Annotated in this window: 13 protein-coding genes; 6 read left to right on the top strand and 7 right to left on the bottom strand. The window is 70.6% G+C overall.

What is annotated here, in order from left to right:
* The first annotated feature begins 12 nt into the window (after positions 1-12).
* Together MFF58_RS04675 and MFF58_RS04670 are read left to right on the top strand one after the other, a co-directional pair.
* Positions 13-618: a sulfite oxidase-like oxidoreductase gene (locus MFF58_RS04675; RefSeq protein ID WP_238285666.1), complete on the top strand. Its 606-nt coding sequence runs from the start codon at positions 13-15 to the stop codon at positions 616-618.
* Positions 593-1,330 (top strand): FAD-binding oxidoreductase, encoded by a 738-nt coding sequence (locus tag MFF58_RS04670; RefSeq protein ID WP_238285664.1) that lies wholly within the window; start codon positions 593-595, stop codon positions 1,328-1,330. The genes MFF58_RS04675 and MFF58_RS04670 overlap by 26 nt, the downstream gene beginning before the upstream one ends.
* 74 nt (positions 1,331-1,404) lie before the next feature.
* Here the strand turns inward: MFF58_RS04670 and MFF58_RS04665 are convergent, their stop codons facing one another.
* Complete coding sequence (locus MFF58_RS04665; protein WP_238285663.1) at positions 1,405-2,502, bottom strand: calcium:cation antiporter; 1,098 nt, start codon at positions 2,500-2,502, stop codon at positions 1,405-1,407.
* 403 nt (positions 2,503-2,905) lie between these two features.
* Here MFF58_RS04665 and MFF58_RS04660 point away from each other — a divergent pair, with 403 nt between their 5' ends.
* Entirely contained in the window at positions 2,906-4,660 is a 1,755-nt protein-coding gene (locus MFF58_RS04660) for a DEAD/DEAH box helicase (RefSeq protein ID WP_238285662.1), read from the top strand.
* An 87-nt stretch (positions 4,661-4,747) separates the two neighbouring features.
* Here the strand turns inward: MFF58_RS04660 and MFF58_RS04655 are convergent, their stop codons facing one another.
* The 3 genes from MFF58_RS04655 to fcl all read right to left on the bottom strand — a co-directional run bounded on the left by MFF58_RS04655 (position 4,748) and on the right by fcl (position 7,498).
* Complete coding sequence (locus tag MFF58_RS04655; RefSeq protein ID WP_238285661.1) at positions 4,748-5,407, bottom strand: GDSL-type esterase/lipase family protein; 660 nt, start codon at positions 5,405-5,407, stop codon at positions 4,748-4,750.
* A 4-nt stretch (positions 5,408-5,411) separates the two neighbouring features.
* Complete coding sequence (locus MFF58_RS04650) at positions 5,412-6,449, bottom strand: SGNH/GDSL hydrolase family protein (RefSeq protein ID WP_238285660.1); 1,038 nt, start codon at positions 6,447-6,449, stop codon at positions 5,412-5,414.
* A gap of 77 nt (positions 6,450-6,526) precedes the next feature.
* The gene (fcl, locus tag MFF58_RS04645; protein ID WP_238285659.1) at positions 6,527-7,498 is read right to left on the bottom strand and encodes a GDP-L-fucose synthase; all 972 of its coding nucleotides are present in this window, start codon (positions 7,496-7,498) and stop codon (positions 6,527-6,529) included.
* Between the two features lie 225 nt (positions 7,499-7,723).
* On the opposite strand from fcl, the gene MFF58_RS04640 reads away from it, so the two are divergent.
* From MFF58_RS04640 to MFF58_RS32200, 3 genes are read left to right on the top strand one after another with little or no spacing between them, the layout of a single operon-like run.
* The gene (locus MFF58_RS04640) at positions 7,724-9,247 is read left to right on the top strand and encodes a phytoene desaturase (protein ID WP_238285658.1); all 1,524 of its coding nucleotides are present in this window, start codon (positions 7,724-7,726) and stop codon (positions 9,245-9,247) included.
* Positions 9,228-10,298 (top strand): phytoene/squalene synthase family protein, encoded by a 1,071-nt coding sequence (locus MFF58_RS04635; RefSeq protein WP_238285657.1) that lies wholly within the window; start codon positions 9,228-9,230, stop codon positions 10,296-10,298. The genes MFF58_RS04640 and MFF58_RS04635 overlap by 20 nt, the downstream gene beginning before the upstream one ends.
* Positions 10,299-10,307: 9 nt before the next feature.
* Positions 10,308-10,436, top strand: coding sequence for a hypothetical protein (locus MFF58_RS32200; protein WP_279603211.1), 129 nt, complete (start codon positions 10,308-10,310; stop codon positions 10,434-10,436).
* Positions 10,437-10,833: 397 nt separating this feature from the next.
* Here MFF58_RS32200 and MFF58_RS04630 read toward each other — a convergent pair whose 3' ends face one another.
* From MFF58_RS04630 to hemC, 3 genes are all read right to left on the bottom strand, one after another.
* Positions 10,834-11,382, bottom strand: a complete 549-nt coding sequence (locus MFF58_RS04630) for a sugar O-acetyltransferase (RefSeq protein WP_238285656.1) — start codon at positions 11,380-11,382, stop codon at positions 10,834-10,836.
* 103 nt (positions 11,383-11,485) lie between these two features.
* A complete protein-coding gene (locus MFF58_RS04625; RefSeq protein ID WP_238285654.1) occupies positions 11,486-12,358 on the bottom strand; it encodes a PhzF family phenazine biosynthesis protein in 873 nt (290 codons plus the stop codon).
* Between the two features lie 10 nt (positions 12,359-12,368).
* Positions 12,369-13,292: a hydroxymethylbilane synthase gene (gene hemC / locus MFF58_RS04620; RefSeq protein WP_238285652.1), complete on the bottom strand. Its 924-nt coding sequence runs from the start codon at positions 13,290-13,292 to the stop codon at positions 12,369-12,371.
* Between the last annotated feature and the right edge of the window lie 162 nt (positions 13,293-13,454).

Genomic DNA, 13,454 nt, shown 5'->3' with positions numbered 1-13,454 from the left:
TCGGAGACCGGCATGGTGACACGTGGCTTCGTCGGGCGCAGGCAGCCCTCCGAGACGGGCGCGCGCCTTCCGCCCGGCCAGTATCTCACGGACGACTTCCCGATCCTGCAGATCGGACCGAACCCGATCGTTGATCGCGCCACGTGGCGGTTCACGATCCGCGAGGGATCCCGGCCGATCAAGGCATGGAGCTGGGACGAGTTCGAGGCGCTGCCGCGCACGACGTGGCATGGGGACATCCACTGCGTCACCAAGTGGTCGAAGTTCGACACGACGTGGGAGGGCGTCAGCTTCGACGACCTGCTGGCGGATGCCGGCATCGCCGCGCCGACCGGCTTCCTTCTGGCGGAATCCTACGACGACTATACCACCAACGTGCCGGTGGCCGACCTCGTCGGCGGGCGTGCTTTGGTGGCGACCCGCTACGCCGGGGAGCCGATCCATCCGGATCACGGCGGACCGGCGCGGCTGTTCGTACCGCATCTCTACTTCTGGAAGAGTGCCAAATGGCTGAAGGGCCTGCGCTTCACCCAGACCGACACCGCCGGCTTCTGGGAGCTGCGCGGCTACCACATGTACGGGGATCCCTGGCGTGAGCAGCGCTACATCGGTGATTGAGCCCATCGTCTTTCGCTGGCACCAGGCCGAGATCACCGCGATCGCGCCCGTCACCCCCCACGTGAAGAGCGTTCGGCTGCGCTGCGCCCTCGCGCAGACCTATCGCGCCGGGCAGCACGTCGATGTCCGCCTCACCGCCGAGGACGGCTATCAGGCCCAGCGCAGCTACTCGATCGCCTCGGCGCAGGACGGCAGCGGCACCTTCGAGCTGATGATCGAGGCTCTGCCGGACGGCGAGGTCTCCGGCTGGTTCTCGCAATGCGCGGACGTGGGCGACCGGGTCGAGATGCGAGGTCCGATCGGCGGCTCGTTCTCCTGGGATGGACCCGATGGCGGGCCGCTGCTCCTGGGGGGCGGCGGGTCCGGCGTGGTGCCGCTGCTGGCGATGCTCCGCCGCCGGGCGCAGCACTGGCGGGCGATCCCGGCGGCCCTGATCTACTCGGCCCGGACCCACGCGGAGATGATCGCGCTCGCCGAACTGGAGCAGCTCGCCGCGACCGATCCCCAGGTCTCCCTGCATCTGGCGGCGACGCGCGAGCCCGGCGGCAAGCGGATCGACGCCGCCCTCGTCGCCGGCGCCCTGACCCGGATCGGCGCACCCGGGAAGGTGTTTCTCTGCGGCTCGAACCGGTTCGTCGCCGCGGCGTCCGACCTGATCATGGCGGCCGGTGTCGCGCCCGGCTTGATCCGCACCGAACGCTTCGGCGCCTGAATGCCGGGGTCGGGTCCCGACCGTGCGGCGATGGGCCGGGCCGCGGCAGCCGAAGCCGTCCGACGACCCTCCCGTCAGGGGCTGAAGATCAGGACAAGGTAGACGAAGAACAGCACGAGGTGCACCGCGCCCTCCAGGACCGTGGTGCGCGTGCCCGAGAAGGTCTGGGCGCTGAGGATGAGTGTCACGGCGAGCAGCGTCATCTCGGTCGGTTTCAGCCCCAGCACCACCGTCTGACCGGTGAGCAGGCCGATGGCCAGGATCGCCGGCACGGTGAGACCGACCGTCGAGGTCGCCGCGCCGAGGCACAGGTTGATCGCCCGCTGAAGCTCGTTGCGGGCCACCGCCTTGAGCGCCGAGATGCCCTCGGGGGTGAACACGATGGCGGCGATCAGGACGCCGCCCAGCGCCGATGGGGCACCCAGGGCCGCGATCCCGTGATCGAGGATCACCGCGAGGCTCTTGGCCAGGATGACGATCGGCAGGACGTTGGCGAGCAGCAAGCCAACATGTTTGGCGACGCTGCCGCGCGACACCGCTCCGGAGGCGCTCTCGGGTTCGGACGTCTCCCGGGCTTCGGCGTCGAGGAAGAACTCGCTGTGACGGCCCGTTTGGATCAGCAGGAACGCGCCGTAGAGGGCGATCGTGAACACCGAGAACGTCACCGCCTGGACCGTCGTCAGCGTGCCGTCGCTCGTGGAACTGGTGAAGTTCGGGATGATCAGCGCGATGGTGGTCAGCGGGATGATCACCGAGAGGAAGGCCGAGGCCCCCTGGAGGTTGTAGCGCTGCTGGTGGTGGCGCAGGCCGCCGACGAGGAGGCCGAGACCCACCACGCCGTTCAGCACGATCATCAGGACCGCGAACATCGTGTCGCGTCCCAGCGTGGGCGCGTCCTTGGCCGAGAGCATCACGGCGGAGATCAGCGCCACCTCGATGATGACGATGGAGAGCGTCAGCACGAGGGTGCCCAACGGCTCGCCGAGAAGGTGCGCCAACTCCTCCGCTTCGTGCACCACTCCGAAAGCCGCCCAGACGATGACGGCGAGCAGCCCTGCGAACAGGACGCCGGCAAAGAGCGGCTGCGACAGGTCGCCGAGCCACGCCTTGCCGAACCACGCGAAGGCGAGGACCGTCGCCCAGGCTGTCCCCACCCGAAGGGCTGCGATCATGACGAGGCTGTACTCCAGTCGGGTCGCGGCGCGGCCGGGAAGGGGCGATCCTGGACCGTGCCTTAGCAGGCCGCCGCGACGGAGTCGGCTCCCCTGTCCCTGCGCGCACAGGGAAGCATTCCGGCTGCACCCCGCTCACGCGGGCGCGCTGGCTCGGGCCGCCTTCAGTGCACTGCCATGATCAGTCGGGTCTACAGCCCGTCATACGACCGCGAATCCGTCGACGACGGGGTCCCCACACTGTGGATCGAGCGGGTGCAACCGCCCCATGCTGCGGCGGGAGTGGTCAGCCGGCTCGCAACGCGTTACCCTTACGACACCCGAATAAAGTCCGGCGTCTGATTCCCCCGCCGCGCGATGGCGCGCTGCCGGGCGCGGCGCGGCTGTTGAGAGTCCTCAGAACTTGCCTTTCCCGACCCTGCCCGCCCCCCTCGCGCGGGCTCTAGCCGACCGCGGTTACGCGGACCCCACCCCGGTTCAGGCCGCGGTGCTCGAGGCGGCCGCCGGCTCCCGCGACCTTCTCGTCTCCGCTCAGACCGGCTCCGGCAAGACCGTCGCGTACGGTCTCGCCATGGCGAGCATCCTGATCGGCGAGGCGGAGATGCTGGCGCCGCCGGCCGCCCCGCTCGCCCTGGTGATCGCCCCGACGCGGGAACTCGCGCTCCAGGTCCAGCGCGAGCTGTCCTGGCTCTACGGCGCCGCCGGCGGCCGCGTCGCGGCCTGCGTCGGCGGCATGGATCCACGGCGGGAGAGCCGGATGCTGGCCGAGGGCACCCACATCGTCGTGGGCACGCCCGGTCGCTTGCGCGACCACCTCGAGCGCCGCAACCTCGACCCGACGGCGCTGCGGGCGGTTGTCCTCGACGAGGCCGACGAGATGCTCGATCTCGGCTTCCGCGAGGATATCGAGTTCATCCTCTCGGCCACGCCCCCGGAGCGGGCGACCTACCTGTTCTCCGCCACGCTGCCGAAGGGCATCGAGGCGCTGGCCGAACGGTATCAGCACGGTGCCCTCCGCCTCGCCATCAAGGGTGAGACTCGGGGGCACGCCGACATCGCCTACCGGGCGGTGCGGATCATGCCGCGGGAGACCGAGCACGTGGTGCTCAACCTGCTGCGCGAGGCGGATGCCAAGACCGCCATGGTCTTCTGCAACACCCGCAACGCCGTCCGCCATCTCCAGGCGAGCCTGACCGAGCGGGGCTTCTCCGTGGTCGCGCTGTCGGGCGAACTCGGTCAGGGCGACCGCAATGCCGCGCTCCAGGCCCTGCGCGACGGCCGCGCCAGGGTCTGCGTCGCCACCGACGTGGCCGCCCGCGGCATCGACCTGCCGTCCCTGAGCCTCGTGATCCACGCCGACCTTCCGCACGACGCCGAGGTGATGCAGCACCGCAGCGGGCGCACCGGCCGTGCCGGCCGCAAGGGCACCTCGGTGCTCCTGATCCCGAACTCCCGTCGCCGGCGCGCCGAGCAGATGTTCGCCCTCGCCAAGATCAGCCCCGAGTGGTCGGGCCCGCCCTCGGCCGACGAAATCCGTCGCCTCGACGGCGAGCGCATGCTCTCCGACCCGCTCTTCGCCGAGCCTCCGGCCGAGGAGGATGTCGCGCTGGCCGAGACGCTGCTGGCCGGCAAGAGTCCGGAAGAACTCGCCGCGCTCCTGGCCCGCGTCTATCGCACCCGCCTCCCGGCCCCCGAGGAGGTTAGCGATCCCGGCGAGGGGCGCGCCCCCCGGGGCGAGCGGCCGCCCTACGATCCGATGGATCCGGAGCGGATCGCCGCCATGGGTCCCGCCGTGTGGTTCCGGCTCAATCTCGGTCGGCGCGACAACGCCGATCCGCGCCGCCTGCTACCGATGCTGACACGCCGGGGCGGCGTCGACCGCCAGGAGATCGGTGCAATCCGGATCTTCGACAGTGAGACCAAGTTCGAGGTCCGGGGCAACGCGGCGGCGCGCTTCGCCGACGCCTTCGCGCGCAACGGCTCGCCGGAGATCCAGATCGAGGCGCTCACCGGCGACGTGGCACCGGCCGAGCGCAAGGGCCGCCCCGGCGGCCCCAAGGGCTTCGCGAGCCCGCGCGCCGGCAAGCACCAGCGCAAGGTCGAGCGGCCCGGGTCGAAGGTCGATCAGAGGCCCGGGCGGCAGACCGGCCGGGGCTGACCGGCGGATCGGGGACGCGGCGGCGCAGTTGGACGCGACGCGCTCCGCGACCCGCCCTAGCACCGCCGACCGCACGCGCTTGGACTTTCAGCGGGTACCGAGGATCAGCGCCGCCAGGGCCGCCAGAACGGCCGCGATGGCGATGCCGGCGCGGCGGCCTGTGGACGGCTTCGGCACCGGTGCCGCCATCGGCGGGATCCGTCCCAGGGCCGAGAGCATCAACGGCTCGATGGCAGCGTAGCCGGCGGGACTGAGATGCAGCCCGTCGGTACCGTATTCCTCCCGCAACGCTCCGTCCCCGGTCGCCAGCACCGCGTGGTAGTCGATGAAGACCGCGCCGTGCGCGTGCGCGTGGTCGCGCAGCCACGCGTTCACGGCGGCGATCATCGCCGGCGCGTCCCGCACCTCCGAATTCCAGGGGATGCGCGCCGCCGGCATGATCGCGCCGATCCAGGCGGCAACGCCGAGGGCCCGCGCCTCATCGAGCATGCCGGCGAGGATCCGGCATATCTCCTCGGCGGGGACGAACGCCCCCTCATTGCGGCCGATATCGTTGATGCCGCAGAGGAGATGCACGCCCGTGGCGCCGGTCTCCTCGAGGTCGCGGCGGAACCGCATGGTGATCCAGCGCGCCGTCTCGCCGGAACCGCCCCGGGGAATCAGGTCGTAGGCCTCGAAGGTCGCCGCCCGGTGGAAGCCCCAGAGCTCGGTGATCGAATCCCCGATGAAGACGATCGGCCCGTTCACGGCCCTAGGCGGCCGGTCCGACCGACGTGCCGAGGATGTCGGCCACCTCCTGCTGGAGCCGGTCGGCCATCCGCTGCCGGCCTTCCCCGTTGAGATGCACGATGTCGGTGAACAGCGGATGCGCGTCCTCCGCGAAGAGCCGGCTGAGATCGCGGACCGCGAAGGGGGCATCTGCCGCGAACTCGGAGCCGAGCCGGTCGAGGACACCCTCAAAGCGCCCGTATTGCCGGTCGAGATAGGCCAGGAACTCGCCCGAGGCGGCTCCCGCCTCGTCGCCCGCCCGCTCGACCTTGCGGACCACGCTCGGCTGGAGGACGAAGCGGATCGGCGCTCCGATCCCCGGTGCGAGGCGCGCCAGGCGCTTCAGCCCCAGCTCGAACTGCCGAACGACCTCCCATTCCCAGATGTCCGACTGCCAGTGAGTCAGCGCCCGCAGATTTTCGAGGCGGCCGAAGATCATCTCCTGCAGCCGCTCGTAGGACAACTCGGGTGCGTCCCCGCCCTCCTTTCGGGGGTCGAAGACGAAGTCGTAGAGGCACTCGGTGGCGAAGTGATTGTAGGGATAGCCCGCGCGCGGATCGAAGCTCCAGGGCTGGAAGATGTCGGTGGATCCGCCGACGATCAGGATCGCGTCCGGCTCCAGATCCATCAGCCGCGTCGTGACCAGCGCGATCATCTGGTTCAGGCAGGCCGAGGTCACGCCGAAATTGTGGACGCGCGACCCGGGACCGTGGACCTGCTTGAGCCCCGATTCGAGGCGGCCGGGGACCGTGTCGGCAAAAGTCTGGCCGTCGACCAGCGTGCTGTCCCCGACCACGAAGATCCGCAGCGACTCCCCGGCGGACCGCGGCTGCACGTGCACGTCGTTGCGGTAGCCGAGTGCGTCGTAGCGCCAGCCGGTTTCCGCCATGCTCGCCTGGGGCTTCCCGGCGAACTGCACGTAGGGCGCGGGGAAACGGATGTTGGCGTCGAAGCTCCGGAAGTTCTTCAGGAACTTCTGCCGCCGCGCGTGCTCGCTCTCGTCAGCCGGCCCCTGGGCCATGATGCGGATCCTCTCGGTGCGGATGATCGATCGCGGTCGGGGCGTCGGATGCCCGGACCGTCCCGCGGCCGCGCCGGTCAGCGCCGGAGCGTCGCGTTGTTCTCCAGGAACCAGCGGTAGGTCTGGTGGAGGCCGTCTTCCAGGTCGATCTCCGGCCGCCAGCCCATGGTCCGCAGGCGGGACACATCCATCAGCTTGCGCGGCGTGCCGTCCGGCTTGCTGGAGTCGAACTCCAGCGCACCCTCGTACCCGATCACCCGCGCCAGCGATTCGGCGAGTTGCCGGATGGTGCAATCCTCGCCGGTCCCGACGTTGATGTGCGACAGGTCCGGCCGGGTGTTCTGGGCGTAGACCGCGTCGTCCATCTCCATCACGAAGACGCTCGCGCGGGCCATGTCGTCCACGTGCAGGAATTCCCGCATGGCGCGGCCGGTCCCCCAGACGGTGACGGCCGGGCTGCTGGCGGCCTTCGCCTCGTGCAGGCGCCGCATCAGCGCCGGGAGGACGTGGGCGTTCTCGGGGTGGAAGTTGTCGTTCGGCCCGTAGAGGTTGGTCGGCATGACGCTGCGGTAGCGGCGCCCGTACTGCCGGTTGTAGCTCTCGCACATCTTGATGCCGGCGATCTTGGCGATGGCGTAGGGCTCGTTGGTCGGCTCCAGCACGCCCGTGAGCAGCGCATCCTCGCGCATCGGCTGTTCGGCATGCTTCGGGTAGATGCAGGAGGAGCCGAGGAACAGCAGCCGGTCCACATCGGCCACGTGCGCGGCGTGGATGAGGTTCGACTGGATCAGCAGGTTCTCGTGGATGAACTCGGCCGGATAGGTGTTGTTGGCATGAATCCCGCCAACCTTGGCGGCGGCCAGATACACCTGATCGATCCGGTGTTCGCCGAAGAACCGGAGGACCGCCGCCTGGTCGAGGAGGTCCAGCGCGCCGCGATCGGCGGTCAAGATCCGCCCGTGCCCGAGTTCGCGCAGGCGACGCACAATCGCGGAGCCCACCATCCCCCGGTGGCCCGCCACGAAGATGGTCTTGCCGCCACCGTCCATCTCGCTTCCTGATCCCCAATTAATGCGCAACTCGCGAAGGCCTATAGCCTCCTCCGGGCCGGATATCGCCGCGCAAACACGCGTTTTCTGAGGCGCATGGCAATCGCGCAACGGGGCCGTCACGCGGGTCCGATCGCGTCCGAGCGACGCCACGGATCATCCGGATCCGGACGGCCGCACTTTTCGATCTTGCGCGGCACGAAACCGTCGCGCTAGTGTCAACTCATGTTGACACTAGCGGTTGACCACCGGCAGGCGCAGACGACCGACCCGCGACCGCACGCGGTGGTTATCGGGGCCGGCTTCGGTGGTCTTGCCGCCTCAGTTCGCCTCGGCGCCCGCGGTTACCGCGTGACGGTGCTGGAGCGGCTCGAACAGCCGGGCGGGCGCGCCCGGGTTCACCGGCAGGACGGCTTCACGTTCGACGCGGGACCCACGATCGTCACGGCCCCGCAGCTGTTCGAGGAGCTCTGGACGCTCGCCGGTCGACGCCTTTCCGACGACGTGACGCTGGTGCCGATGGATCCCTTCTACCGGATCCGCTTCGCCGACGGCGCGTCCTTCGCCTATAGCGGCGACCCGGACCGGATGCGCGCCGAGGTCGCCCGCTTCGCGCCCGACGACGTGGTGGGCTACGAGCGCTTCATGGCCCATAGCCGGGCGGTCTGCCGCATCGGCTTCGAGCAGCTCGGCCACGTGCCGTTCGGCAGCGTCACGTCGATGCTGAAGATCGCCCCCGACCTGCTGCGCCTGTCCGGGCACCGCTCGGTCTACTACGTGGTGGCCCGCTTCATCCGCGACGAGCGGCTGCGGACGGTGTTCAGCTTCCACCCGCTGCTGATCGGCGGAAACCCGTTCCGCGCGAGCGCCATCTACTGCCTCATTGCCGATCTGGAACGGCGCTGGGGCGTGCATTTCGCCCTGGGCGGCACCGGGCAGCTGGTCGATGGGCTGGTGCGGCTGATCCGTCGCCAGAACGGGCGGGTCCGCCTGGGCGTCGATGTGGCCCGCATCCGCGTCGAACATGGCGCCGCCACCGGCGTCGAGCTGGCCAGCGGCGAGACCGTCGCGGCCGATCTCGTGGTCTCGAACGCGGATTCGGCGGTGACGCACGCCCGGCTCCTGCCGGAAACCCAGCGCTGGAGTCCCGGCCGCCTCCGCCGTACCCGCTCCTCGATGGGCCTGTTCGTCTGGTATTTCGGCACCAAGCGCCGCTATTCCGAGGTGGATCACCACACGATCATGCTCGGACCGCGCTACCGCGGCTTGCTCGCCGACATCTTCGACCGGAAGGTGCTCGCCGAGGATGCGAGCCTCTACCTGCACCGTCCCACGGCCACCGATCCGAGCCTCGCACCGCCGGGATGCGACGCGTTCTACGTGCTGGCGCCGGTGCCGAATCTCGCGGGCGGCCAGGACTGGCGGGCGCTGGCGGAGCCGTACCGGCAGCGGATCGCCCGGATCCTGGAAGCCAGCGTGATGCCGGGCCTGTCCGCGTCCATCGTCACCTCGCTGGTGACGACGCCGCAGGATTTCCAGGATGACTTCCAGAGCTACCGCGGTTCCGGATTCGGCCTGGAGCCGGTGCTGACGCAATCGGCGTGGTTCCGGCCGCACAATCAGTCGAGCGCCGTGCGCAACCTCTATCTGGTCGGCGCCGGGACCCATCCGGGCGCCGGCCTGCCCGGCGTTCTCTCCTCTGCCCGCATCCTCGACAGCGTGGTCCCCGATGCCCGCGTTACCGCCTGAATTCGCTGCTGCGGCCGACCGTACCGCCTGCCGCGCCGCGATCCGCGTCGGCTCCAAGAGCTTCTACGCCGCCGGGCGGCTGCTCCCGGGCGAAGTGCGCGAGGCTGCCTATGGCCTCTACGCCTTCTGCCGTCTCTCCGACGACCTCGTCGACGAGGCCGCGGACCCCGCCGACCGGCGCGACGCGGTGGCACGCCTCGCCGACCGGGTCGGCCGCGCCTACGCGGGTCGGCCGGCCGATACGCACGCCGACCGCGCCTTCGCGGAAGTCGTGGGCACCTACGCGATCCCCGAGGCGCTGCCGCGTGCCGTGATCGAGGGGTTCGCCTGGGACGCGGAGGGACGGCGCTACGCCGATCTCGACGCCCTCCACGCCTACGCGGCGCGGGTCGCCGGCTCCGTGGGGGCGATGATGGCGCTGATCATGGGCGCTCGCGGGCCGACCGCGCTCGCCCGAGCCTGCGACCTCGGCGCCGCGATGCAGCTCACCAACATCGCCCGCGACGTGGGCGAGGACGCGCGAATGGGGCGGCTCTACCTGCCCCTCGACTGGATGGTCGAGGCGGGGCTCGATCCGGACGCCTTCCTGGCCGATCCGCGGCCGAGCCCGGCCCTGGCCGGCATCGTCGCGCGGCTCCTCGCCGAGGCGGATCGCCTCTATGCCCGGGCGGATGCCGGCATCGCGGCGCTCCCGCCCCCCTGCCGGCCTGCGATCCGCGCGGCGAGCCTGATCTACGCCGAGATCGGGCACATCGTCGCCGCACAGGGACATGATTCCGTCACGGCACGCGCGCGGGTCGGCTCGGGGCGGAAGCTGGCCCTGATCCTTCGTGCGACCCGCAAAAGCTTCGACTCAACCGATCCCACGGCGCCGGCGCTTCCGGCGGCGGCGTTCCTGATCGCCGCGGTGACGTCTCAGCCCCTCGGCGTGGCGCGCGAGCGCTCCGCCCTGCGACCCTGGTGGGACGTGGGCGGCCGCGTCGTGCACGTGCTGGACCTGATCGAGCGGATGCGGGAGCGGGAGGCGTTCGGCCGGTCGGCGCCGTCGTGAGGACCCGGCATGAGCGATGGCCTGTTCGCAGCCCTCGATCTCGGTCTGGCCTTCGCAGTCGTGTTCGGATTGGGCCTCTGGCAGCTGGTGTCGGTTCGCCGGAGCATCCGGCGCGACCGTGACCGCAAGCCGGATTGATAGGGCGCTCCGGTCTGCCCACCTCGACCACCCGCGACGCCGCGCCGATCAGCCGGTTGCCGCAGCCGGGCCGTCGACGGGCCCGTGTCCCGCTACACCGGAGCCGCCCTCGACGTCGACGGCGATTTCACTTAGGCCTTACCGGACACGGCGCGGATGCCGCTCCACCAGGGCGATCTCGCCACGTCGTGGCCGAACTGGCCGCTGGATCTCGCCGGGGCCGTCCGCTGATCCCGGCCTCAGCCTCGGCTTTGATGGGTAGGCCTGCGGTCTTCCGCTACCGTCGAAGGCATTCATCCCTCGCGCATGCCGCGCAGCGATGACCCGCCGACCTGTTGCTTTCGCTCCGTGCCAAGTGGCGGCCGCATCGCCGGCGGCCGTCAGCGCGCCTCCGGGATCACGGTTTCGGCCGGGCCGGATTGCCCATGACCGTGGCGCCGGCCGGGACGTCGCGCGTGACCACGCTGCCGGCGCCGATGATGGCGTCGTCCCCGATCGTCACACCCGGCAGGATGATGGCACCGCCGCCGATCCAGACATTCGCGCCGATCACCACAGGGCGGCCGAATTCCAGCATCTGCCGGCGCTGGACCGGATCGCGCGGGTGATCGGGCGTCAGGATCTGCACGGCCGGGCCGATCTGCGTCAGGTCGCCGATCGTGACCGAGACCACGTCGAGGATGCAGCAGTTGAAGTTCAGGAACACGCCGCGGCCGAGGCTGATGTTGTAGCCGTAATCGCAGTGGAAGGGCGGGCGGATGTTGCAGCCCTCCCCGACGCTGGCGAAGGCCTCCTCCAGGAGCGCCTGACGCTCCGGCTGGGTCCGCGTGCTCGTGGCGTTGTAGCGGTCCAGCCAAGCCGAGATGCGACCGTTGTCGGCTGCGAGTTCCGGATCGTCGGCGATGTAGAGTTCGCCGGCCAGCATTTTCTGCTTCTGCGTCTTCATCGTGCTGGATGTCCCCGTCGCTGACGATCGCCTTCGGGGCCGTGCCTGCGATCCGCACGCCTCCGTCGAGCCGGGATGCCGCCCCAGAGATGCGGGCGTGGCTCTACGCGTCTACCGTGCCGAGTGCCACGTCGCCCTCCAGCAGGCAGCCGATCGGGTGGCCGTCCGCGAAGCCGAGGCGGACGCGGATCTCCGAAAGCCGGCCCATGGCCCGGCCCTGGAGGATGCGGATCGGCCGGTCCTCCGCGGTGACGAGGCGGTCCTCCAGCAACCCGAAGGCCAGGGCCGCCGCCGCGATCCCGGTGGCCGCATCTTCGGGATACCCGGAGGCGCGGGGAAACTGGCGCGCCTCGAACGCACGGTCCGGTTCGTCCAGCACGGCGTAGGGGTAGAACCCGGTCGAGCCGATACCCGTGCAGACGGCCTCGACGGCATTGGGGTCCGGCGTGAGGGCGTTCAGCGCCGCGGCGTCCCGCATCGGCACCAGCGTCTTCACCCGTGACGTGACCGCGTTGCGGATCGGCCGCTCGGCCAGCATCTCGGGCCCGATCCCGAGGGCGGCCAGGACCGCCTCGTCCTGCCCGGCATCGAGTAACCGGAGGCCACCGGCCGGCTGCGTGATCGAGACCGACCACAGGCCCTTACCGCGCGCCGCCACGAACCCGGTCACCGACCCGCTGGCGGTGGCGATCCGCACCGGCGAGGCCGGCAGGCGTCCCTCGCGGGCGAGCACCCAGAGCGTCCCGATCGCCGCGTGGGCGCACATCTCCATCTCGTGATTGGGTACGAAGAAGCGGAACCGCAGATCGTGCGCGCCGTCCCCGGCGGGCAGGGCGAAGCCGGATTCGTGGCCGTACTGCGCCGCGACCGCCCGCATGGACTCCGCGTCGAGGCCGTCGGCCCGCGAGACGACCGGGCACGGGTTGCCGCCGCGTCCCTGGTGGGTGAACACGTCGACCAGGGTCACCGGCGGCATCGGCTCAGCCTCACTGGAGGTGGCGGGCGTAAGTGTCCCCGGCCGCCGCCTTCAAGGCGGCGCCGGCATCGCGGCCGATCCGCTCCGCGTCCGCCACCGATCCGTCGCGGGAGACGGCCCAGTGCCGGCTGCCGTCCGGCAGGAACAACAGGCCGTCGAGCGACAGTTTCCCGCCCGCGATCCGCGCCAGGGCGGCGATCGGCGTGCGGCAGGATCCATCGAGTTCGGCCAGGAGCGCGCGCTCGGCCGAGATCGCCGTGGTGGTACGGGCGCAGGCGATGGGCGCGAGGAGGTCGCGGATCGGGGCATCGTCCGATCGGCACTCGATCCCGAGCGCCCCTTGCGCGACGGCCGGCAGCATCTCTTCCACCGGCAGGACGCTGCGCGCCATGCTCTCGAGGCCGAGGCGCTGGAGGCCGGCGAGCGCCAGGAGCGTCGCATCGCACTCACCCGCTTCGAGCTTGCGCATCCGTGTGTTGGCGTTCCCGCGCAGCGGAACCACGCGGAGGTCCGGCCTCCGCATCAGGACCTGCGCGCCGCGGCGCAGGGACGACGTGCCGACGCGTGCGCCTTCGGGCAGGCCCGCCAGACCGTCCGCGTGCGGCGACAGGAAGGCGTCGCGCGGGTCGTCGCGTTCGAGGATGCAGGCGATCGTCAGGCCTTCGGGAAGCCAGGTCTCCACGTCCTTCATGGAATGGACGGCCACGTCGACCTCGCCGGCGAACAGCGCCTGCTCCAGCTCCTTGGTGAACAGGCCCTTGCCGCCGATCTCGGAGAGCGGGCGGTCCAGGATCTTGTCGGCCACCGTGGTGACGACCACGAGCTCGGTCTCGAGCCCCGGATTGGCCGCCACGATTTGGTCACGCACCATCCCGGTCTGCGCGAGCGCCATCGGGGAGCCGCGGGTTCCAATGCGCAGGGGGCGGTTCAACATGGGGTTCCGGATCAGCTCGCGCGAACAGACACGTCTTATAGACCGCCTGCCGCGCCAAGCCATGCTGTGCGGCCGAATTCAAGACTTTCTGAACCATGCCCGTGTCTGGCTGGACCGTATCGCGCGTCCGCCCCGGTTTCGCCGGACTGCGCGCCCAGACGG

Source organism: Methylobacterium longum (genome assembly GCF_022179385.1).
Lineage (GTDB): Bacteria > Pseudomonadota > Alphaproteobacteria > Rhizobiales > Beijerinckiaceae > Methylobacterium > Methylobacterium longum.
The sequence above is the reverse complement of the archived record's forward strand: the minus strand, read 5'-3'. Positions and strand labels throughout refer to the sequence as shown.

What these genes read in the sequence shown, in the direction of transcription:
- MFF58_RS04675 (WP_238285666.1), top strand. Translation starts at nt 13, where the DNA reads ATGGTGACACGTGGCTTCGTCGGGCGCAGGCAGCCCTCCGAGACGGGC.
- MFF58_RS04665 (WP_238285663.1), bottom strand. Translation starts at nt 2,502, where the DNA reads ATGATCGCAGCCCTTCGGGTGGGGACAGCCTGGGCGACGGTCCTCGCC.
- MFF58_RS04650 (WP_238285660.1), bottom strand. Translation starts at nt 6,449, where the DNA reads ATGGCCCAGGGGCCGGCTGACGAGAGCGAGCACGCGCGGCGGCAGAAG.
- fcl (WP_238285659.1), bottom strand. Translation starts at nt 7,498, where the DNA reads ATGGACGGTGGCGGCAAGACCATCTTCGTGGCGGGCCACCGGGGGATG.
- MFF58_RS04640 (WP_238285658.1), top strand. Translation starts at nt 7,724, where the DNA reads ATGTTGACACTAGCGGTTGACCACCGGCAGGCGCAGACGACCGACCCG.
- MFF58_RS04635 (WP_238285657.1), top strand. Translation starts at nt 9,228, where the DNA reads ATGCCCGCGTTACCGCCTGAATTCGCTGCTGCGGCCGACCGTACCGCC.
- MFF58_RS32200 (WP_279603211.1), top strand. Translation starts at nt 10,308, where the DNA reads ATGAGCGATGGCCTGTTCGCAGCCCTCGATCTCGGTCTGGCCTTCGCA.
- MFF58_RS04630 (WP_238285656.1), bottom strand. Translation starts at nt 11,382, where the DNA reads ATGAAGACGCAGAAGCAGAAAATGCTGGCCGGCGAACTCTACATCGCC.
- MFF58_RS04625 (WP_238285654.1), bottom strand. Translation starts at nt 12,358, where the DNA reads ATGCCGCCGGTGACCCTGGTCGACGTGTTCACCCACCAGGGACGCGGC.
- hemC (WP_238285652.1), bottom strand. Translation starts at nt 13,292, where the DNA reads ATGTTGAACCGCCCCCTGCGCATTGGAACCCGCGGCTCCCCGATGGCG.